At 45.6% G+C, this 21,711-nt stretch carries 12 protein-coding genes and 1 pseudogene; 8 read left to right on the forward strand and 5 right to left on the reverse strand.

Going from position 1 to position 21,711, the window contains the following annotated elements; all coding sequences use genetic code 11:
• Positions 1 to 48 precede the first annotated feature (48 nt).
• Positions 49 to 2,052, forward strand: a complete 2,004-nt coding sequence (mobC, locus tag BWX39_RS11025; protein WP_028905782.1) for a conjugal transfer protein MobC — start codon at positions 49 to 51, stop codon at positions 2,050 to 2,052.
• Between the two features lie 108 nt (positions 2,053 to 2,160).
• Here mobC and BWX39_RS11030 read toward each other — a convergent pair whose 3' ends face one another.
• The 3 genes and pseudogenes from BWX39_RS11030 to BWX39_RS11040 form a co-directional block, all read right to left on the reverse strand.
• Positions 2,161 to 2,367 carry a hypothetical protein gene (locus BWX39_RS11030; protein WP_013671958.1) on the reverse strand — a complete coding sequence of 69 codons (207 nt, stop codon included), beginning with the start codon at positions 2,365 to 2,367 and terminating at the stop codon, positions 2,161 to 2,163.
• 128 nt (positions 2,368 to 2,495) lie between these two features.
• Positions 2,496 to 6,163, reverse strand: a pseudogene (locus tag BWX39_RS11035) (peptidase M26).
• A 60-nt stretch (positions 6,164 to 6,223) separates the two neighbouring features.
• Positions 6,224 to 6,502 (reverse strand): hypothetical protein, encoded by a 279-nt coding sequence (locus tag BWX39_RS11040; protein WP_244271512.1) that lies wholly within the window; start codon positions 6,500 to 6,502, stop codon positions 6,224 to 6,226.
• Between the two features lie 330 nt (positions 6,503 to 6,832).
• On the opposite strand from BWX39_RS11040, the gene BWX39_RS11045 reads away from it, so the two are divergent.
• The 4 genes from BWX39_RS11045 to BWX39_RS11060 all read left to right on the forward strand — a co-directional run bounded on the left by BWX39_RS11045 (position 6,833) and on the right by BWX39_RS11060 (position 16,409).
• Positions 6,833 to 7,861 (forward strand): helix-turn-helix transcriptional regulator, encoded by a 1,029-nt coding sequence (locus tag BWX39_RS11045; protein ID WP_028905784.1) that lies wholly within the window; start codon positions 6,833 to 6,835, stop codon positions 7,859 to 7,861.
• 184 nt (positions 7,862 to 8,045) lie between these two features.
• A complete protein-coding gene (locus tag BWX39_RS11050) occupies positions 8,046 to 9,449 on the forward strand; it encodes a DUF4099 domain-containing protein (protein WP_028905785.1) in 1,404 nt (467 codons plus the stop codon).
• A 21-nt stretch (positions 9,450 to 9,470) separates the two neighbouring features.
• Positions 9,471 to 11,537, forward strand: a complete 2,067-nt coding sequence (locus BWX39_RS11055) for a type IA DNA topoisomerase (RefSeq protein WP_028905786.1) — start codon at positions 9,471 to 9,473, stop codon at positions 11,535 to 11,537.
• Positions 11,538 to 11,630: 93 nt separating this feature from the next.
• On the forward strand, positions 11,631 to 16,409 hold the full coding sequence (locus BWX39_RS11060; protein ID WP_028905787.1) for a DUF2958 domain-containing protein: 4,779 nt from the start codon (positions 11,631 to 11,633) through the stop codon (positions 16,407 to 16,409).
• A 533-nt stretch (positions 16,410 to 16,942) separates the two neighbouring features.
• Here the strand turns inward: BWX39_RS11060 and BWX39_RS11065 are convergent.
• The gene (locus BWX39_RS11065; protein ID WP_028905788.1) at positions 16,943 to 17,647 is read right to left on the reverse strand and encodes a TetR/AcrR family transcriptional regulator; all 705 of its coding nucleotides are present in this window, start codon (positions 17,645 to 17,647) and stop codon (positions 16,943 to 16,945) included.
• Positions 17,648 to 18,880: an aminotransferase class I/II-fold pyridoxal phosphate-dependent enzyme gene (locus BWX39_RS11070; RefSeq protein ID WP_028905789.1), complete on the reverse strand. Its 1,233-nt coding sequence runs from the start codon at positions 18,878 to 18,880 to the stop codon at positions 17,648 to 17,650.
• Positions 18,881 to 19,146: 266 nt separating this feature from the next.
• Between BWX39_RS11070 and BWX39_RS11075 the strand changes: the two genes are divergently transcribed.
• From BWX39_RS11075 to BWX39_RS11085, 3 genes are all read left to right on the forward strand, one after another.
• Positions 19,147 to 19,356 carry a hypothetical protein gene (locus BWX39_RS11075; protein ID WP_036860635.1) on the forward strand — a complete coding sequence of 70 codons (210 nt, stop codon included), beginning with the start codon at positions 19,147 to 19,149 and terminating at the stop codon, positions 19,354 to 19,356.
• Positions 19,357 to 19,428: 72 nt separating this feature from the next.
• On the forward strand, positions 19,429 to 20,220 hold the full coding sequence (locus tag BWX39_RS11080) for a leucine-rich repeat domain-containing protein (RefSeq protein ID WP_028905791.1): 792 nt from the start codon (positions 19,429 to 19,431) through the stop codon (positions 20,218 to 20,220).
• Positions 20,217 to 21,710 (forward strand): cysteine peptidase family C39 domain-containing protein, encoded by a 1,494-nt coding sequence (locus BWX39_RS11085; protein ID WP_028905792.1) that lies wholly within the window; start codon positions 20,217 to 20,219, stop codon positions 21,708 to 21,710. The genes BWX39_RS11080 and BWX39_RS11085 overlap by 4 nt, the downstream gene beginning before the upstream one ends.
• Position 21,711: the final 1 nt, after the last annotated feature.

Genomic DNA, 21,711 nt, shown 5'->3' on the forward strand with positions numbered 1-21,711 from the left:
CAAAAACTTTTCAAATAGTATTCAAACGATATTCTAAATAAAACTGCAATGGCACAAGAAGATGATTTAAGGGCATTGGGTAAAGTTATGGACTTTATGCGGGGTATATCGGTGATATTCCTCTTGATTAACTGTTATTGGTTCTGCTATGAGGCTTTCCATACATGGCACTTTACAATAGCTATAGTGGACAAGATTCTGATGAATTTCCAACGCACGGCGGGCTTGTTCTCGTCCATACTTTGGACGAAACTCTTTTGTGTGGTATTCCTTGCACTGTCCTGTTTGGGAACAAAAGGCGTGAAGGAAGAGAAAATCACGTGGCCAAAGATTTGGACGGTGCTTTTCTCTGGCTTTGTATTCTTCTTTCTCAACTGGTGGCTGTTGGCTTTACCGATAGGAAAAATTGGGGTGGCTTCGCTCTATATCTTCACGCTCTCCGTTGGCTATATCTGCCTGCTGATGGGTGGTGTATGGATGAGCAGATTACTTAAAAATAATCTGATGGATGATGTGTTCAACACGGAAAACGAGAGCTTCATGCAGGAAACCCGACTGATGGAGAATGAGTATTCTGTCAATCTGCCTACACGTTTTTACTATAAGAAGAAGTGGAACAAAGGTTGGATTAACGTGGTCAATCCATTTCGTGCCTCGATGGTGCTCGGAACTCCGGGTTCTGGCAAGTCTTACGCCATTGTGAACAACTATATCAAGCAGCAGATTGAAAAAGGCTTTGCCATGTATATCTACGACTACAAGTTTCCCGACCTTTCCGAGATTGCTTACAATCATCTGCTTCGGCATTTGGATGCTTATAAGGTGAAACCGCAGTTTTATGTCATCAACTTCGATGATCCGAGAAAGTCGCATCGTTGCAACCCCATTAATCCAGCATTTATGACGGATATATCGGATGCCTATGAGAGTGCCTACACCATCATGCTCAACCTCAACCGTTCGTGGATACAAAAGCAGGGAGACTTCTTTGTGGAGTCACCGATTATCTTGCTGGCAGCCATCATCTGGTTTCTGAAAATCTATGAAAACGGAAAGTATTGCACTTTTCCGCACGCCATAGAGTTCCTGAACCGCCCCTATGCACAGATTTTCCCGATACTCACTTCCTACGATGAACTTGCCAATTATCTTTCTCCTTTCATGGATGCTTGGGAAAGCGGAGCGCAAGACCAGTTGCAGGGACAGATTGCCAGTGCCAAGATACCGCTTTCACGTATGATTTCTCCTGCTCTCTATTGGGTAATGACGGGTGATGATTTCTCACTCGACATCAATAACCCTAATGAGCCGAAAGTCCTTGTTGTTGGTAATAATCCCGACCGCCAGAACATCTATTCAGCGGCACTCGGTCTGTATAACAGTCGTATCGTGAAACTCATCAACAAGAAAAAACAACTCAAATCCTCGGTGATTATAGACGAGTTGCCTACCATTTACTTTCGTGGTTTGGATAATCTTATTGCCACAGCCCGAAGCAATAAGGTGGCGGTGTGCCTTGGTTTTCAGGATTTCTCGCAGCTTACCCGTGATTATGGTGATAAGGAGAGCAAAGTGATACAGAACACAGTAGGTAATGTGTTCAGTGGGCAGGTGGTAGGAGAAACGGCCAAGACGCTTTCAGAGCGTTTCGGCAAGGTGTTACAACAACGACAATCCATGACCATTAATCGTAATGACAAATCGACCTCTATCTCCACACAGATGGACAGCCTTATCCCGGCTTCCAAAATCAGCAACCTCACGCAGGGCATGTTTGTCGGTGCCGTATCCGACAACTTCGATGAGCGCATCGACCAGAAGATTTTCCATGCAGAGATAGTAGTTGATAGTGCCAAGGTATCTGCAGAAACAAAGACCTACGAACCTATTCCTACAATTGCAGACTTTACAAACGAAGATGGCTCCGACAATCTCAAAGAGACCATAGAAGCCAACTATAAACGTGTCAAACAAGAGATTCTCTTACTTGTGGAATCGGAGAAGGAACGCATCAAGGCCGACCCGGCTCTTGCCCACTTGAACAAGGAGTAGATCATTTACCAACCGATGTCTCAAAGCATCTGTTCCTTGCAAAGGTTTCCGAGAAAAGTTACTCATCGGGAGTGCGGCACCTGTTGCGCACCGCCCCCGAAGATAGGATTAATCATCCCACTGCGATGTCGAGGTACGTCTCGGAGCGCCATACTCCTTTTCGTAGTCCTCATCGTCAAAGAAGTTGTTGCCTTTCGAGAGTGCTGGTCCCGTGGCAGGACCTTCGCCGATGCCCACGCTGGTGGAACCAGCGAGGATAGAGTTTTCTAACTCCATGGGAACTACATTGATTTCCGGTTTGATGTAATTGTTCATTTTTTTTTAATCAACTGTTTGTTTTAAATCATCGGGGGGAGCGCACCGCCCGTTTCCGTGGGATTCGGAACGCGATGAATCACGCTCCTGCGGCGTGCCGCACCCCCGATGAAGAGAGACATCTTTTTTTATTTCACTACCACCTTGCGTCCGCCTACGATGTAAACGCCTGTGGGCAACCGGTGGCGTGCGGCGTCGTCGAGGCGGTCGGCCACGCGGCGGCCTTGCAGGTCATACACCGGACCGTTCTTTCCGTCGGTCGCCTCGTTCGTCACGTCGCCGATGCCGGTGGTCTCGCCGTCGAGGACGACAGAGAGCTGCTTGGCACCTGACGCCTGCGGTGGACAGATGATGTAGGAACGGTAGGCAGGAATGGTGGCGGCGGAATTGGTCGTCGTTACCTTGTGGAACTTGCCGTCGTCCTGCAGAATGTAGGCGTTGTTGGCGGCAGCGGTGGCGTTGCTCACGCCGGCTACCGTACCCGTGAATTTGTAACCTGCGGCGAGGGTCGTCATCTTGTCGGCCTTGTAGGCTTTCACCTCGATGTTTCTGCCGCCGAGCTGTGGCATACCGTTGGCCGTGATGTAATACGGCGTGTATGCCGTGAGCTTGTCGTCCACTTCCTTGAAATGGACTTCGTTTTTGTTGCCGCCCGAGAGGGTGTAGACCTTGAAGCCCTGAGCATACAAGTCGTAAGGCAAACACAGCGTGGCTTTCTGCGCGCCATTGAAGTTGCGCTCGTAGGTAACGGTGGCGGCAGTGAAGTCGAGCCCGATGGGCATTGCCGTGCCGTCGGTGAGGCGGAAGTCGTCACACGTCCAGCCTTTCTTTGCCGCGTCGTAATACACGTAGTTCGCCTTGCTCTTGTCGGCTGCGTTGTAGAAGTCGGGCATTTCACCCAACTGCTGTGCCCAGTAGCATTTGTCGGTGCGGTTGTTCTGTAGCTTCTTTGTCACCTCGCCGTTCTTGAGCTGCTCGGCGGTTATCTTCGTGCCCTGCGCTATGCCGCAGGCGTTGAGGTAGTAGCAGTTGTTGAGGGTGGGGCCTAAGTAAGTGTACGCCGCAAAGGTATAGCCGCCGCCGGGGACGTTATCTCCGAGGTAGATGCAGTTGTTAAAGGTGCTGGTGCCGTTATGACCAGATATGAACCCGCTCACGGATATAGAACCTTCTTTGAGCGTGGTGTTGTACTTTCCCTTGACGATGCAGTCGGTGAAGGTAACAACGGCACCGTATGGTATCTCTAAAATCATGCCCGCTATGACGCATCCGCTACCGTTATAGGTGCTCGTGATGTTCACTGCGCTGACACAGTTTGTGATGGTGGTCTTGCCATAGACAGTAAGTATCAATCCTGACAAAAGACTATAGCTCGACTTGATATTCCCTTCGGTGCGCAGGTTGCGTATGGTGGTGTTCTCCACCTTGTAGAAGGGGGCTAATACGCCGTTCGTGTTGCTCCAGTCGAGCTTTAGCGTGTGGTTCTGCCCGTCGAAGGTGCCGGAGTATTTGTTGTTATCATTTCCCACCATGTTGATTTCCGAGCCGAGATCGATGTTGCGCGTGAGCTTGGCGTCTACGGCGTTCTGTCCACTTTTCACGATGTCGCAGAACGCTTTCCAGTCTTCCTTCGTGGCGATTTCGTAGTAGTCTTTTTTGTTGAAGGTTACTGCCACGGTCCGGTCGGTGTTGACGGTGGTTGAGCCGTTGAAGCCGTCCTCAAAGGCGATTTCGGAGTAATAATGGTGCTCGTTGTAGTCGCTGCCAAGGAGGTCCTTTGCGGTAAAGGTGGGCATGCTGGCCACGGTGCCGCCTTTATTCGCATAGCGCGTGGCCTCCTCGCGTCCGTTGTAGGCGAAGGTCACCTTGCAGATGCGCTTGTCGTTGTCGCGGGTGAGCTGCGGCGCGTCGTCCCGGCCTATCTTCTGTCCCCACGCCATGTCGCTTCTTCCCTTTTGCAGCATCCATGCCACCGCACCGTTCCTGAGCTGATCCTTGGTAATCTGCGTGCCTTGCGTCGCGCCGCAGGCGTTCAGATAGTAACAGTTGTTGAGGGTGGTGGCGCCGGAGGTATTGGTCGGGGCGAAGGTGTAAGACCTGTTGTCGCTGTTGTCTGCATTGTTCTCGCCGAGGTAGAGGCAGTTGTTCAGCGTGCAGGTGCCGTTCTGCACAAACACGAAGCCGCTCATTCCTTTCCGGCCTGCACCGGTGCCGTTGATTGTGCCCTTGACGAGGCAGTCGGTGATGTTGACGCTGCTCTTGCTGCCTATATAGGAAATCAATCCTCCTGCCCCGCATCTGTTGTCAGTATAGGTGCTCGTGATGTTCACATTGCTGATGCAGTTCGAGACGCTGTTTTTGCCATACGCCTCGCTAATCAGTCCTCCCAGGAAGTAACTGCTCGATTTGATTGTCCCCTCGGTGCGCAGATTCTTGATCGTTGCGCCCCTCAGAAACCTGAGGGGGCGATGTCGTTGGTGGTGGCATTCCAGTTGAGCGTGAGCGTGTGGTTCTGCCCGTCGAACGTGCCGCCGTACTCTTTCGAATCATTTCCCACCATGTTGATTTCCGAGCCGAGGTCGACGTTGCGCATGAGCTTGGCGTCGATCTTGTTCTGTCCGTCGTTTACGGCGTCGCAAAACGTTTTCCAGTCGGCTGCCGATGTGATTTCGTAGTAGTCTTTTTCGGTGAAGCTGAAAGCCACCTGCATGTCGGCTGTCACGATGGTAGCGGTTGAGAAATTGTCGGCAAAGGCGATGGCGTAATAATGGTGCTCGTTGTAGCCCAGGCCCACGAGGTTTTTTACAATAAAGATGGGCAGGCTGGCCACGGTGCCGCCTTTATTCGCATACCGCGTGGCCGACTCGCTGCCGTTGTAGGTGAACGCCACCTTGCAGATGCGCTTCGACTCGTCGGTGGTGAGCATCGGTTCGCTGTCGGTGCCGAGCTTCTGTCCCCACACCATGTTGCTTCTTCCCTTTTGCAAGAGATACGTCAAGTAGCCGCTCTCGAGTTGCAAGTCGACAGTCATCATGCCCTGCGTCGTGCCGCAAGTTCTTGTAAAGTAGCAGTTGTTGAGGGTTGTGCCACTGGGCGCAAAGGTATTTCCGGCGGTGGCGTTGTTCTCGCCGAAGTAAAGGCAGTTGTTCAGCGTGCAGCTGCCTTTCATGGTGTGAACAAATCCGCTCATCCCGCTCTGCCCCGCACTTGTCGTGGCATTAAACTTTCCCTTGACGATGCAGTCGTTTATCGTCACATTGGCGTTTGGCAATACATACGTCACCATTCCTGCTATCTCGCTTGCCCCACCTTCATAAGCACACTTGATGTCAGCATCGATGACGCAGTTTGAAATGGTAGTCCTGCCGGCGGCATCGCAAACCAAGCCCGACAATTTGTAAGAACTCGCCCAGATGCTCGCTTTGACGTTCAGGTTCTCAATCGTGGCGTTCTGCACACTTTTGAAGAGGGCAATACGCCAACCTATTGGAATACCATGGTTAAACCTAATCGTATGTCCGTTGCCGTGGAAATTACCGATGAAGGGACGATGTTCACCTACCAACGGTGGGTCGCTGAGGCTGATGTCTCTCATTAGAAAGACCTTAAGGTCACTCTCTCCGTCTTCCACGCGCTTGCATAAATGTTTCCAGTCTGACTCAGAATAGATTTTGATTGTTCTAAAGAAGGGCGGCGCTTTCGCGTCTTTGGCGTCGCTCTTTGCCCACGCCGATGTCGTCATCGCAAAGACGACGAACAAAAGGCTGAGCCGATAAATAATGTTTTTTGTTTTCATATTAAATTGAATTTGAAAAATTAAATATTCTTTTGGTTATCGGGGGGCGTGGCGTAGTTACTACGTTTTCCGGAAGACTTCCTTGTATATTTCTGTCCGCTCCCGATTACGTTGTACGAGAAGGCTGATTGTTTCTTGGGAAAGGGAATCCAAAAGATGCTTGTGCGCCAAGCCGTCGAACGGCTCTTCAAACGGACGGAGATAATACAGCTTTTCCTTTCGCGTGGCGATTTCGGTGAACTTTTCATCCATATCGACTGAAAAGCCGATGATGAATTCTCCGCTTTCATTTCTTAAAATATATACCCAACAGTTGTTTTTCATTTGCCATAATCTCATTTTCTTTATGAATAACTCTTTTTGCTAATTATGAATTAAATATATTTCTACTTTCTCATTTCGCATTCCTTTCTGCTGAATTTCGCATGCCTAATGGTGCTCTTCTGAGCAATTCCACAAGAAAAATCTTTGCGAGAGCAGCAAAAGATGATGCAAAAATAACATAAAGAGAATTGTTATTTTAAGGATTATGACAGAAAAGAGCATTTTAAAGGTATTTCCGCCCCCTAAAAACCTTAATATCCCCTTAAAAACACTTAATAAAAAGCTTGGTAAAGAGAAAATAAAAACGTATCTTTGCAGTCGTTATAAAAAGTAAAAACGGCAACAATGATCATTCATTTTCTCACAGAAAAGGTATCGGCATTCCTACGGTCGCGCACTACAAACACCATTGAGCGGCACCGCGTCATCGTGTATTTGCTCCACTCTGTACTCGTTGTTACCGTCATCTCCTTGCAGTTCATGGGGCTTGGAGGTTCGCAGGAAGCGTTGCCCCAGACGATGAGCGGCATCCATCTGGCGATGTGCCTCCTTTCGCTGTCGCTCTACCTCACGCGGCGGATGTCGCTTTCCAAGGCTTTTTCACTCGTGGCGCTCGTGGCACAGTGTACCATCGCCGTGCGCTTCTTTTATTTCGCTACGGTGCGCCCCGACCATTTTCTGCAGCTCATCCTTATCAATCAGATAACATCCCTGCTGGCGATCTTCTTCCTTGTGTTGAGCTTTGTCCGGCTCACCCCCTTTATCGTCTCTGCTATCAGTGTGGTTAGCTACGGTTGTGTGGCAGCCTATCTTCAAGAGCCTTCGCTTTGGCGCCTGTTCGGTTTCTTCCTCTTCGTGCAGTTTTTCCTCTGCACGCTGGGCGAACTGCTGCGATATAATGTGATGAGTGTAACGAAGGAAAATACCGATTTGCATCACCGTGAGACGACACTGATGCTCGCCGTCAGACTGAATAAACGGGAAATAGAGGCCTACCTGCGCATGAGCAGCAACGACCACCCATCGCCCGAGGACACCGACTGCCTGTTTTCCATGCTCAAGCCGAAATCGCAACGCAACCTTATCAACGCCGTGCGCCTGCATCTGAAAAAACACTTGATGGATGACTGCGATCTGGGGCACCACTTTCCCTGTCTGACTAAATCAGAAACGGATGTGTGCCGCCTCATTCTCGCGGGAAAGAAGCGGAGCGAAATCGGCCTACTACTCGACAAAACCGAAAACAACGTCGACGTGACGCGTAACCACATCCGCAAGAAACTCAATGTACCTACTGACCAAGACTTGCAGAAATTTCTCATCAATTTATTGATAGAAAAAGAATATTCGAAAAAGGAGGAAATAAATAAATAAGTTCCTCTACCGGAAACGTTCATATTTTTAATAACATGCCATTATCCGTTTTCCATACAGATTCGGATAATGGCTTCTTGTTTTTTCCCTGTATTTCCCGCTTTTCCCAAAAGTTTTCCAATCTCTTCATATACCTATAATTTAGCTGCTTGATAACAGTATTCATCATTAAAATTATCAAGCAATGGAATCAAACAACAATGACAACTATGTGCTGGTCTTGGAAGACCGCACGGAAGTGAAGAATGAGCAGGAAGTGGGTAAATTGTCCGTCGTATCCGGTGTTGACGACAAGGGAAACCTTAAAACCACCGAGGCAATCACTGCCAATCAAGCAGCGTTCTTGAAGTTCAACAACAAGGACGGACTTCTGAAGAACTTCATGACCAACTTCCTCAAACAGTTCAACAACCCGACTCATTTCGGGTTGTACAAGGTCGTGGCAGACAATGTGGAGCAAGGCGTGGACAACCTGCACACCCTGCTGCAAAGCCGTGAAAAGCCCGAAAGCAAACAACAACTGGAAGAGATGGGCGTTCCCTTTGGGGACTATATGCCCCAGCAGAAGAATGCCACCACCATCAACCCCGAAAAGGTGGATTGGAAGATGCTCGACAATCTCAGTCTTTCCCGTGAGCGATTGGAGCAGAGTGGAGAATTGGAAAAGATGCTCAATTGGCAGAAGAGCAATCTCATCACAATTGCTGTTCCTATCGGCGACACCACCATCTACACTGAAGCACGCCTTGCGTTCCGTACGGACGATAACGGCAATATCGGTTTGGCAATTCATCCTCTGAGAAAAGAGCCACAGCTTGACTTTCCCTATATGGGTTACAAGTTCTCTCCCGAAGAAAAGGAGCAACTCCTCACTACGGGTAATCTGGGCAAGACCATCGAGGTAACACCCAAGAACGCCGAACCTTTCTCTGCATACGTTTCTATTGACCCGCAAACGAATGAAATCATCGCCCTGCGTGCCGACCGTGTGAACATCCCTAAGGAGATCAAGGGCGTAACGCTCTCTGATGCCCAGTACAAAGAACTTGTGGAAGGCAAAGCCGTGAAGGTGGAAGGCATGACTGCCAAGAGTGGTAAGTCCTTTGATGCCACGCTTCAAGTTAATGCCGAGCGAAAGGGCATTGAGTTCATCTTCGACAATAACCGTGGATTTAAGGAACGGCAGCAGCAAACACAGCAGCAAGGCGTACCGCATAAGCTCTGCGGACTGGAACTATCAGAAAAACAGCGTGAAGCATTGGATAGCGGTCGTACACTATATCTAAAGAATATGGTGGACAAACAGGGACAATCATTCAACGCCTATGTCCGCATGGACAAGGAGCAGAACCGCCCACGTTTTTACAAGTGGAATCCTGACAAGAAGCAGGAAACCGGCAAGGAAAAGGTGGTTGCCGTAGCCGAAGAACACAAAACGCAGGTAGCCGTGAACAACCACGGCAAGACGAATGAAGCTACCAAGAATGTGAAAGAGCCCTTGAAGACGGGACAGACACAGCCTACTGCCGAGCAGAAGCAAAAGCAGGACGAAAACAAACAAAAGAAGTCCCGTGGACGTAAGATGTAACCCTTAATTCTATTATCGACTATGACAACTTGTATTATTGCCGAGAAACCCTCGGTAGCCAGAGACATTGCCCGCATTGTCGGAGCAAACAGCAGACAGGACGGATATATGGAGGGTAACGGGTATCTCGTTACTTGGGCAATGGGACACCTCATCGCCCTTGCCATGCCCGAAACCTACGGTTTTTCTGCCTACAAAGCCGAGGACTTGCCCATCCGTCCCAATCCATTTCAGTTAGTGGTACGACAAGTACGTAAGGATAAGGAGAATGTATCAGACCCAGTAGCACTAAAACAGCTCAAGGTAATACGTTCCTGCTTTGACAAGGCGGACCGTATCATCGTCGCTACTGATGCAGGACGGGAGGGTGAACTTATTTTCCGTTATATCTATCAACATTTGGGATGCCGACAGCCTTTTGACCGCCTTTGGATAAGTTCTCTCACGGACAAAGCTATCCGTGAGGGCATGGCAAATCTCAAGTCAGGGAACCATTACGACAGTCTCTATTATTCCGCCAAGGCAAGAAGCGAAGCCGACTGGCTCGTGGGAATCAATGCGAGCCGTGCCCTTTCCATTGCCCGCAGGGGAGGCTATTCGTTGGGACGGGTACAGACTCCAACCCTCGCTATGGTCTGCCGTCGATACATAGAGAACCGTGATTTTTCTTCCGTGCCTTATTGGAAACTCTCCGCCCTGATGGAGAAAGAGGGCGTGTCGCTGAAAGCCATTGGCATTACCGACTATGAGAGTGAAGCATCGGCACAGACTGCCCTCGCTACGCTTCGCAGTCAGAGCCGGCTTAAAGTTGAATCGGTCGCAAGAAAGGTAACGCATACATCGCCACCACTCTTGTACGACCTTACTGCCTTGCAGAAGGAAGCCAACAGACGCCACGGCTTTTCAGCAGACAAGACCCTCTCAATTGCTCAGAGCCTCTATGAGAAGAAAATCACGACCTATCCCCGCACAGGCAGCCGATACATCAGCGAGGACGTCTTTGAAGAAGTACCCGCCCTGCTCCACAAGATAGGTAAGCCCCTATCCAATCCGCTTAACCGCCACTCGGTGGACAACGCTAAGATAACCGACCACCACGCTATTATCCCCACGGGAGAAACACCTTCCGGCTTATTGACGGATGAAGCAATCCTATATAATATGGTGGTAACCCGTTTTATCGAAGCCTTTTCGCCTGACTCCGAGGAAGAACGTATGCAGGTGCTGTTCACGGACGGCACCAACACCTTTACTTGGAAAGCATGCCGACAAATCTCCTTGGGCTGGAAAGCCGTGCAGAAAGAAGTCAAATCAGATGACGAGGAAGAGTTACTTGCCACATTGCCCAATTTAACAGAGGGTGAACTCCTACCACTTCTCAATGCCGAGATTACCGAACACAAGACCAAACCTAAACCTCTCTACACAGAAGCGACACTGCTTTCTGCTATGGAGAACGCCGGAAAAGAGGTCGAAGATGCAGAAAGCAAGAAGGCAATGGCGGAATGCGGTATTGGCACACCTGCTACAAGAGCCAATATCATCGAAACGCTCATCCTCCGTGATTATATCCGCAGGGACAGGAAATCCATCATCCCGACAGAGAAAGGCTTGGCGGTCTATGAGATTGTCAAGGACAAGAAGATTGCCAATGCGGAGATGACAGGTAGCTGGGAACTGGCTCTTGCCGCTATCGAGGCAGGTCAGATGCCGGCAGAGAAGTTTGCGAAAGGCATTAACTCATACGTTGGCACCATCTGCGAAGAGCTCCTTGCCCTTTCCCCACAGGTACAAAAGTCCTATCCCACCTACCGCTGTCCCAAGTGCGGACAGCAGAGTGTGGGTATTTATGCTAAGGTAGCAAAATGTGGGAACGAGAGTTGCGACTTCCACGTCTTCCGTGAGATCTGTGACACGCTGCTTACAGAGGACAATATCCGGGACTTGATAACCACAGGACGAACACCCGTCCTCAATGGCTTGACCAGCAAGACCGGTAAGAAGTTCAACGCCCGTCTGGTGCTGAATGAAGAATATACCACATCCTTTGTATTTGAAAATAAGAAAGGAAAACAACGAGGGAGATAATCCCGACAGAAACAGAGAGGAACAGATATAGATCGGGAGATACAAGTACTACCTGCCGACCTTTTTACCTCCACTTTATTAAAAGAAAACACTATGGCATACAATAAGAAAGAAGTCCTGCAAGCCAACACGGAAGCTATCCGTGTGGTCTTGCGCCTGGAGAAAGAACGCCGCGAAGCCACCGAAGCTGAGAAAAGTATCTTGCGGAACTATCAGGGTTTCGGTGGCTTGAAATGTGTACTCAACCGCACAGACAATCCCGATGATATACGCTATTGGAGCAAGTCAGAGCAGAATCTCTTTGAACCTACCCAACAGCTCAAACAGATGATTTATCGAGAAGCCGTAGATGCCAACACCGCCAAGCGGTATTGGGAGAGCATCAAGGCAAGCGTACTGACCTCCTTCTATACTGATACTCGTATTGTCACCGCCATTGCCGATGCTCTCACTTCTGTAAATGTACCCATACGTCGATGTTTGGATCCTTCGGCTGGCATGGGAGCATTTGCTGAGACCTTTGCAAGGCAAGCGGGAGTTGTAGATGCAATGGAAAAGGACCTGCTCACTGCCCGCATCAGCCAAGCCCTGCACCCTTATGGCAAAGGTAACATTTTCGTTCACAACGAGCCTTTTGAAGCCATTGGAGAGCTGGAAGACAAAGACAAATACGACCTTATTACAAGTAATATTCCTTTCGGTGATTTTATGGTCTATGACCGAGAATACAGTAAAGGTAAGGACACTCTTAAACGTGAGTCCACACGTGCCATTCACAATTACTTCTTCGTGAAAGGTCTGGACTGCATCAAGGAAGGTGGAATTTTGGCATTCATCACCTCACAGGGCGTATTAGACAGTCCCCGCAATGAAGCCATACGCCGTTACCTCATGCAGAACAGCCGCCTTATCTCCGCTCTCCGACTGCCATCGGGTATGTTTTCAGACAATGCAGGAACGGACGTAGGCAGTGACCTCATCGTCCTACAGAAGCAGACTGGTAAAGAAATCAGCAAGGGCATTGAGCAGCAGTTCGTAGAAACCGTTTCCGTTCCCAAGGAAGAAGGTTCTTCGGTCGTCTTCAAGCATAACTCTCTTTTTGTAGGAGATTGGAAAGACATATCTCATCGCACCATTGCCACAGAGCGCATAATGGGTACAGACCCTTATGGAAGACCTACATGGGAGTATCGGTTCACGGGAGGGATTGAGGAAATGGCAGAAAGTCTCCGAACACGGCTCTCCCTTGAAATGGAACAACGTATCGACCGTAAACTATATGAAACAGGTATACCGATGACAGAGGTAGAGCGAGAGGCAGAGGCGGAGAAACAGCTTCGCAAGTTGGGTATTACCATAATTCGGGAAGAAGAAACAGAGAAGACAAAGACTGAAGACAAGGGTATAAACGATGCCTATAACCTCATGCCCGACAGTATCAGGAAGCAACTACCAAAACTTTACAGCACGGAAAAGGAACTCATAGGCGATAAGGTTGCCTATGCACGCTATTTCTTCCCTATGGGAGCATACACAGCCTACCTTCTGGAATATGATCCTAAGAGCCGCATTGGTTTCGGTGCTGTCACGATGGGTTACGGCTGGGAGCTTGGCAATATGTCCCTTGATGAGATGGAAGGCGTGAAAGTAAGAGGACTGGGCATAGAGCGCGACCTGTATTTCTCTCCTAAGAAATTACACGAGATAGCCGAACTGGAAGAAATCGTCAGGGGACAATATACCAAAGAAGAAGTGGTGGCAGAGAAAATCAAGGAAGAAGTGATAACAAAGGCAGAAACAGAGAATAAGGTTAAGGAGACTGTAACCATTGCTTCTGAGAACGATACGCAGATAATGGAAAATACCGTTCATAGCGGCGAGACAATTCCATTACAGCCGTCATCATCAGAGTCTGCCCCACAACAATTCGTATCAGAACAGCCTTCCATGACTATAGAACCTGCTCCCGAAGGCGTACCCGCCTTGACACTTCACCGACAATACGAACAGGAAAGGTCGGAAATCCGTACGGATATTGAAGCCCCAAGAGAGATGAACGGACAGACGGTGTTCTTTGACGACGATCATCATCCAGTGGTGGACAACAACATGGAAGACATCGGACAACCGGAGCAGCTGTCACTGTTTGCCCCGGAAGAATACAGCCTTTGGACAAGAGAGGTCAGCCGTGTGAACAATGAAATCAAGGATAATTCAGGAACTTCACAGGCGCACCGTCCTATAACACAAACTGCTCCCCAGAAACCATCGGAGTCCAAGATACAAAAGTCAGTAACCTCTCCTCAACGGCGTACCCGTAGTAGCAGGAAAGCAGCTTCTTCCTCTTCACGTGAGCCATCCCTTTTCGACTTCATGAACGAAGACGAGGAGCGCAAGCCAAAACCGATAGCGGAAGTCAGAAAGGAGTTTGACGCTTCCCCACGCCCTTTTCTCTCTTCGCCGGACTCACATCTAAGAGACGGCTCCATTGTCGTGCAGAAAGGGCAGGTGGGGTTTCTTTCTGATCTGAAGCGACATCCCACCTTTAACCCGATGGACTTGCCGTATGCGCAGCTTTCCCGTCTAAAAAGCTATATCGAGATACGGGAGTGCTATCATCGTCTCTATGACTACGAGGCAGAGAACCATGCAGAAGACAGGGAAGACCGCAGCAGGCTCAATCACCTGTATGATGACTATGTTGCACGCTGGGGCTACTTTAACCAGAAGGCGAACACTGACATTATCAAGATGGATGCTACAGGCGTGGAAATGCTCTTCTTGGAACGCTCCGAGAACGGCAGGTACATCAAGGCGGACATCTTTGACCATCCAACGGCATTTTCCACCACGGAACTGACCGTTGCCGCAGACCCGATGGAGGCATTGGGTGCATCGCTCAACAAGTACGGTACGGTGGAACTTGACTACATGAGTTCGCTTTTACCTGATATGGAGGAAAGCGACATCATTTCTTCCTTGGAAGGTCGCATCTATTACAATCCCGAAGAGAATGCCTATGAAGTGGCGGACAAGTTCATTTCGGGCAATGTAATAGAAAAGGCGGAGCGTATCGAGTCGTGGCTCTTGGACCACCCCGACCACGAAGAGGCAAAGCAGAGCCTTGCTGCCCTGCGTGCAGCCACGCCAACACCCATTCCTTTTGCAGACCTTGACTTCAATCTCGGTGAACGCTGGATACCTGCTAAAGTCTATGGCAGGTTTGCTTCGGAGTTTTTCGGGACGGATATTGGTGTATCCTACCATTCCAACATGGACGAGTACAGCATTATCTGCGACCATAAGAATGCCAATATCTGGCACAAGTATGCCGTACAGGGAGAGTTCCGCCGCTATGACGGTATCAATCTCCTGAAGCATGCCCTGCACAATACCATTCCCGACATCAACAAGAGCAAGGAAGTGACGGATAAGGTTACGGGAGAGACCAAGACCATCAAAGTAAGGGACGGACATGCCATACAGATGGCAAATGCCAAGATTGAAGAAATCAGACAGGGCTTTGTCGATTGGCTCGGACGCACACCAGACACGTTCAAGCAACAACTCTCTGACCGTTATAATCGTCTTTTCAACTGTTTTGTGCGACCCAACTTTGACGGTACGCACCAGACGTTTCCCGACCTTGACCTCAGAAGGTTGGGTATTGCCGACCTTTACAAGAGCCAGAAGGATGCCGTGTGGATGCTCAAAACCAATGGTGGCGGCATCTGCGACCACGAGGTGGGAGCGGGAAAGACACTCATCATGTGTACGGCTGCCTACGAGATGAAACGCTTGGGACTGGCAAACAAACCGATGATTATCGGTCTGAAAGCAAATGTCTTCGACATTGCCGACACGTTCTGCAAGGCTTATCCCAATGCCAAGGTACTTTATCCGGGCAAAAACGATTTCAGCAAGCAGAACCGCCAGCGTATTTTTAACGACATCAAGAACAACGACTGGGACTGCATCATCCTCACGCACGAGCAGTTCGGCATGATACCGCAGGCATTGGAGATACAGGAAGCTATCCTTCAGAAGGAGATGGACTCCGTGGAGGAAAACCTCGAAGTCCTGCGTATGCAGGGGGCGGAGATTTCCCGTGGAATGCTCAAAGGTTTGGAGAAACGCAAGCAGACACTTGAAGCAAAGCTGCAGAACATACAGGACAGCATCGCCGAAAGAAAAGACGATGCCGTGGATTTCAAGATGATGGGTATTGACCACCTATTCGTAGATGAGTCGCACCAGTTCAAAAACCTCATGTTCAATACCCGCCACGACCGTGTGTCGGGCTTGGGTAATCCTGATGGCTCACAGCGTGCCTTAAACATGCTCTTTGCCATTCGCACCATACAGGAGAGATCCGGCAAGGATTTGGGAGCCACTTTCCTTTCAGGAACGACCATCAGCAACTCACTTACGGAGCTGTATCTGCTTTTCAAATACCTGCGCCCGCAGGCTTTGGAGAAGCAGGGTATCAACAGCTTTGACGCATGGGCAGCGGTCTTTGCCAAGAAATCGACCGACTATGAGTTCTCCATCACCAATGAGATTATCCAGAAGGAACGTTATTGTACCTTCATCAAGGTGCCAGAGCTGGCGGCGTTCTATGCGGAGATTTGCGACTTTCGCACAGCCAAGGACATCGGTATCGACCGCCCTGAAAAGAATGAGATTCTGCATAACATACCACCGACACCCGAGCAGGAAGTCTTTATCGGCAAACTGATGGAGTTTGCCAAGAGTGGCGATGCCACGCTTTTGGGACGAGCACCACTGAGTGAGAGCGAGGAAAGAGCAAAGATGCTGATTGCAACAGACTACGCCCGCAAAAGATTCAAGATATTTGTATCTTTCAGATAGTCAACAAAATAAGAATAAATAAAGGACAAATGGGTTACGAGATGGAAACGAGTGAGTTACTTTCCCTTTCTTTATTCTGCATTATTTCAAAGAGCACTTAAATTGATAATGCAAAGATAATATTTTCTGATGAAAACAGTGTGTTTTTAGGAAATAAATTGTAGATACACCTTAAAATATTCACATCTAATTCTATTGGCACTTATTTATTCAAGTTTTAGTGTTGTTATTATGCTATCAAAAAGGCTCATAATTAATCATTTTGATGTGTAAAATGAGAAAAGAGTTCTGTCGGTGATGGTACAAAAGGTAAAGATGCAAAAAGAGAATGCGTCAAAACTAAAATAGGGGCTGCCCGGTAATACTAATTGTAACTGTTAAATATAAAAGAGCCATATCAAACGCTGCATTCAAGTGCTGATATGACTCTTTCCTCTTTTCATTGTCTTTAAGAGAGGTTTAGTTTTAGATTGTAAGACTGTGACAGTAATATCTTAGTTTTGACACATCTGCGATATTATGAAAAGTATTCATTAAATCAGGCACTCTTTTATAATCTCATCACTTATTCCTTTTTCCTTAAGACGTTTGGCGATTTCTCTCTTATAATTGACCTGTTCGTGAAAATGGAAAATCATTTTACCAAATGTATCCAAGGCTTTTTCGATGCGTTGCTGCCCTTGCTCCGTATTCAAGTCAATGTCTGAGAATTTGGAACGCTCTCTGTGAAGGTTGAGGTAATAAATGCCACCGATTATCAGGGATGATATGGCGGATATATCAATACCAGTGTCCTTGAATTTCTCCTCATAGATATTGACAAGAGGTAAAGTGTGCATTTCTCTGAGCATGGCCGTACGGACTGTGGTCTCATTTCCTTCAGCAATCTCCCAGCGTAACAGTTCCAACATCACTGATTTATCTTGAAGTGCTTTCTGTACATCCTTGAAAATACTGATATAGCCCAATTCTGAATCTGTAGGAAATTGAACACCAGTGAGCACATCCTTAAACCAATAGTCATACCTCTTAACGAATTCATCATAAAATTTGCTAAGATTGTCATATCTGTTATAGAACACAAGCGGCTCTATTCTGGCTTTCTTGATAAGCTCTGTCACCAGCATTGATGCAAAGCCTTTTTTCTTAATCAGACTTTCTGCTGCCTTGATAATGTCTGCCTGTATATCGACGTTTGTCCTTCTGTATCTTTTGGGTTTATTTTCTTCTTCTGCCATCTAAAAAGGAATTGATTTTCTGATTTCCAAAAGAGCAGTCACTAATTGCTCTAACTGTTCTATCTCGTGAGAAGCCAATACACTAACTCTAAGCCGTGCTTCTTTGGTTCTTACCGCAGGATATGTGATACCGCTTACAAAGATACATCTTTTTTGTAATTCACGTGCTATTTCATATACTTTTCTATTGTCTCTTACCATAATAGGAAATATGGCTGATACCGAGCAGCCTATATCAAAGCCTTCCTCTGTCAGTCGTTCGCGCAGATAATTGACATTAGCCCACAACTTCTTGCGAATTTCAGGACATGTCTGTATAAGTTCCAAAGCCTTTAATGAAGATGCTGCAACCTGTGGAGTCATTGCTGCGGAAAAGACATTACTGTCAGCATAATATCTCAGATACTGAATCAGTTTTTCTGACGCGGCAACGAAACCACCGACGCACCCGAAGGATTTACTGAAAGTTCCTGTGATAATATCGACCTGTCCCAAGCAATTATAATATTCTGCCGTTCCCCTGCCGTTTTCCCCCATAACCCCGATGCCGTGAGCGTCATCCATCATAAGAAGACAGTCGTGTTTCTTGCAGACCGCAATGTACTCCGGGAGTTTTGATAAATCTCCATTCTGGGAATAGACCCCATCAATGATGACCAATCGGGTCTGGTATTTCCCTCTTTCACGTTTAAGGATCATGTCAAGGTAATCGGTATCGTTGTGTCCGATATGCTTTACGTTTGTCCCAATCAGTCTGCTAGCAGCACTGGTATGGATATAGGAATCAATATATGCAATGTCATTCTTTCCTAAAATTGCACGAAGCAGTCCCGCATTGGCTCCAAAGCCGGATGAGAAAAGAATGGCATCTTCCTGTCCGACAAATTCCGCAATCCCGCATTCCAACTCCTGATGGATGTCAAGATACCCGCCGATAGCTTGGGCGGCACTTGCTCCCGTACCGTACTTCAATACAGCGTTGATGCCTGCCTTTTTCGTATCTGGATTTTGAGACATTCCCAAATAATCGTTGGAAATATATGCAGATACCTCACCGTCAAACCCTTCGATTTGCATCGTGGCACTTACTCCCGTTCTTCCCATGACCCAATAGCTCTTGCAGCCGAACTGATCCATCTGGTCTATATAACTTTGGAAGTTTTGGCTACGTTCAATGACATTCTCGTTAGGAGAAATTTCAAAATCTTTTAATGAAATTAATTTTGTATCCATATAGACTATAAATAATGTGTAAATAGTAAACGATACTACAAATATACCGCAAATACTCATAAAATACATTTTTTTTAAAAATAATACTGATTTTTCTTGTTATAAACAATATATATATATATATATGCAAAATATAATTAGAATAAAAAAAGAATTGATTAAATGGTTCTATTTTATAGAAAAAATAAAAGCTTGTTGTTTCGGTTAACAGACTCGGCGAATCAATGAGAATGTATAATATTCGAGTCTATCTAAAAATTAATAGTATGAAAGTATTCAAAAAACAATCCGAAAACTTATGTTTGCAACCCGAAGATTTGCGTGCAATTCGTGGTGGAAGTGCAGAAAATTTAACAAGTAATAACCTTGCAAGTGAAGCAAGTTTTCCATGCACAGTAAGAGAGACAGATGGTTCAACACGCACAAAACAAGTTTCTTCCGTTAAAGAATGCTTAGAGTTTGCAGGAATGGGTTAATGACAAGGTAACGAAAACTGGTCAGTACTAAATTTTGACCAGTTTTCGTGTTTTTTTCAATTTATACATTTTATGAAAAAAATATTTATAGTCCTTTTGTTATTTTTTTTCTCACTTGAATTTGTCAAAGGTCAGACCTCTAAACTTGGATATGAGGTCTCGGACTCTGCAGGGGTTCTTGAACTTGTAAAATGGGAAAGAAAAGATAGTATAGTGGATTTAACTAAAGAAGATAATTTAAAACAGGTTAAGGCTATAGGAAATTGCTGTTTTGTTTTTAACGATTACATTAAAACGGTCATACTTCCCGAAGGGGTGGAAATAATCAAAGGAAGAGCTTTTGATACTTGTAAAAATCTACATCATATATATCTGCCAAATTCTCTGAGAATTATTGGACAAAATTCTTTTAATATGTGCGAAAATTTACGTTTAGACTCACTGCCCCCAAATCTTAAAAGGATAGAATATGGGGCATTTTGGGATTGTTGCAGGATTACAATTTCAAAAATACCAAATACTGTTACTTATATAGGGGGTAAGGCATTCACATTGTGTGAAAGCATACAGGAATTGGTATTGCCCGATTCTATCATAGAAATAAAAGAACGCACTTTTGCAGGTTGTAAAGGATTAAAAAAAATAAAACTTCCCAATTCTCTGCAAACTATAGAGAAATATGCTTTTGCACGTTGTTTAAGTTTGGATGAAATTTCCTTACCTGCATCTATTCAAAAGATAGGGATACAAGCTTTTATTGGTTGCATTTCATTAAGATTAGTTATCCTACCCCCAAAGGTGGAAGTAGAAAATAATGCCTTTGACTTGTGCAAGAATGTTGTAATAAAAGAAATTCAAAAGTGACATTAATAGCTTATATTCTTAGACTACTGAAAGTACCCTTTACAAATAAGAATTTGAGAGGAATTTTTTGGACTCACCCTGATAGGGATAATCTATTAGGGTATGCAAGGATATTATCTTATTATGGGATTAAAATAAATGCAAAAAAAATCGATAGTTTAGATTCTATAGACAAACAAGAACTTCCATACCTTTCATATTTAACTGACTATAAGTTCGTTTTAATTGAAAATTTTACATACTCAGATGTATTAATTCATGATGGTTTTCGTAAAAAGAGGCTATCGCGAACAAAGTTTATAAATCAATGGAACGGAGTTGTATTACAACTAAAAAAAACAGAAACAGCAATTGAGCCTTTTTATCAAAAAAACAGGAAACGTGCATTTGAGAAAGTCGTACTTTTTTTTGTTTTCTTTATTTTAACTTTAATTTTAGTAGCAGCGCAACATTCAGTTATCTTTTCAATAAAAACGTTAATAAATATTGGAGTAAATATCATAGCATGCCATGCGTCTATTACACTCTTCAATAAGTCTTTTATTCCATTTGAGAAACCTAATATCTGTTCTATCTTAAATATATTTCAATGTAACTTACCGAAAAAGAATATATTTAAGATAGACTTATCAGATATAGGAATCTCATATTTTGGAACAGCTATAGTCGTATCACTGCTCTTTCCTACTTTATATCCAGAACTTTCTGTATATTATATTTTAGCAATACCATTTAGTTTATGGAGCATTTTTTATCAGTGGATATGGATAAAAAAAATATGCCCTTATTGTACAATTATTCAAATATTAGTCTTATTTCTTGCTCTTTATAATTTAGAGTTTACTTTTGGAGGATGTATAAGATTCATAGATGTTATAGCGATAGCGGTTATTTTTATGTTCTTATTGCTTCTAATAGAAACATTATATAGACCATATTATGAAAATATTGTTGCCCTCTTTGAGAACACATATAATTTAAATGTCTGTAAAACAAAATTAATAAAGCAAAAGTTAAATGATAAGCGACAAGGACCTATCTATGACGAAGCTCCTCATGATATTGAACTTGGAATGGAATGTGCCAGTAACAACTTAACCATAGTTATCAATCTACATTGTCACTCTTGTGGAGTTGAATTCATTAAATCTTATAATTTATTAAAACTTAGCCGAACTGTTAAAACGAAATTTGTGGTAGCTTGCTGGTCAAAAGAGCAAAAATATGATTTTAGTATTTTATTATCACTTCATACTCCTACTCTTCCTATTGATAAACTTATTTTTGATTGGTTTTATTTTGGAAGAGAAAAGTTTATAAAACATTATTGCAAAAAAAATAAGAGCAAAGATAGCACAAAAAATTATATAATATTATCACATTATAAATGGTTTAAAAATAATCATATAGGAGAAACTCCTACATATATCCTAAATGGAGAAAAACTTCCATCAGGAATAACGATATCAGATATTATTAATGCATGTTAGT

It is taken from the genome of Prevotella intermedia ATCC 25611 = DSM 20706 (assembly GCF_001953955.1).
GTDB classification, from domain to species: Bacteria; Bacteroidota; Bacteroidia; order Bacteroidales; family Bacteroidaceae; genus Prevotella; species Prevotella intermedia.

Excerpts from the sequence above, each read along its gene's own strand:
- mobC (WP_028905782.1), top strand. The coding sequence starts at position 49 with ATGGCACAAGAAGATGATTTAAGGGCATTGGGTAAAGTTATGGACTTT.
- BWX39_RS11030 (WP_013671958.1), bottom strand. The coding sequence starts at position 2,367 with ATGAACAATTACATCAAACCGGAAATCAATGTAGTTCCCATGGAGTTA.
- BWX39_RS11040 (WP_244271512.1), bottom strand. The coding sequence starts at position 6,502 with ATGAGATTATGGCAAATGAAAAACAACTGTTGGGTATATATTTTAAGA.
- BWX39_RS11045 (WP_028905784.1), top strand. The coding sequence starts at position 6,833 with ATGATCATTCATTTTCTCACAGAAAAGGTATCGGCATTCCTACGGTCG.
- BWX39_RS11050 (WP_028905785.1), top strand. The coding sequence starts at position 8,046 with ATGGAATCAAACAACAATGACAACTATGTGCTGGTCTTGGAAGACCGC.
- BWX39_RS11055 (WP_028905786.1), top strand. The coding sequence starts at position 9,471 with ATGACAACTTGTATTATTGCCGAGAAACCCTCGGTAGCCAGAGACATT.
- BWX39_RS11060 (WP_028905787.1), top strand. The coding sequence starts at position 11,631 with ATGGCATACAATAAGAAAGAAGTCCTGCAAGCCAACACGGAAGCTATC.
- BWX39_RS11065 (WP_028905788.1), bottom strand. The coding sequence starts at position 17,647 with ATGGCAGAAGAAGAAAATAAACCCAAAAGATACAGAAGGACAAACGTC.
- BWX39_RS11070 (WP_028905789.1), bottom strand. The coding sequence starts at position 18,880 with ATGGATACAAAATTAATTTCATTAAAAGATTTTGAAATTTCTCCTAAC.
- BWX39_RS11075 (WP_036860635.1), top strand. The coding sequence starts at position 19,147 with ATGAAAGTATTCAAAAAACAATCCGAAAACTTATGTTTGCAACCCGAA.
- BWX39_RS11080 (WP_028905791.1), top strand. The coding sequence starts at position 19,429 with ATGAAAAAAATATTTATAGTCCTTTTGTTATTTTTTTTCTCACTTGAA.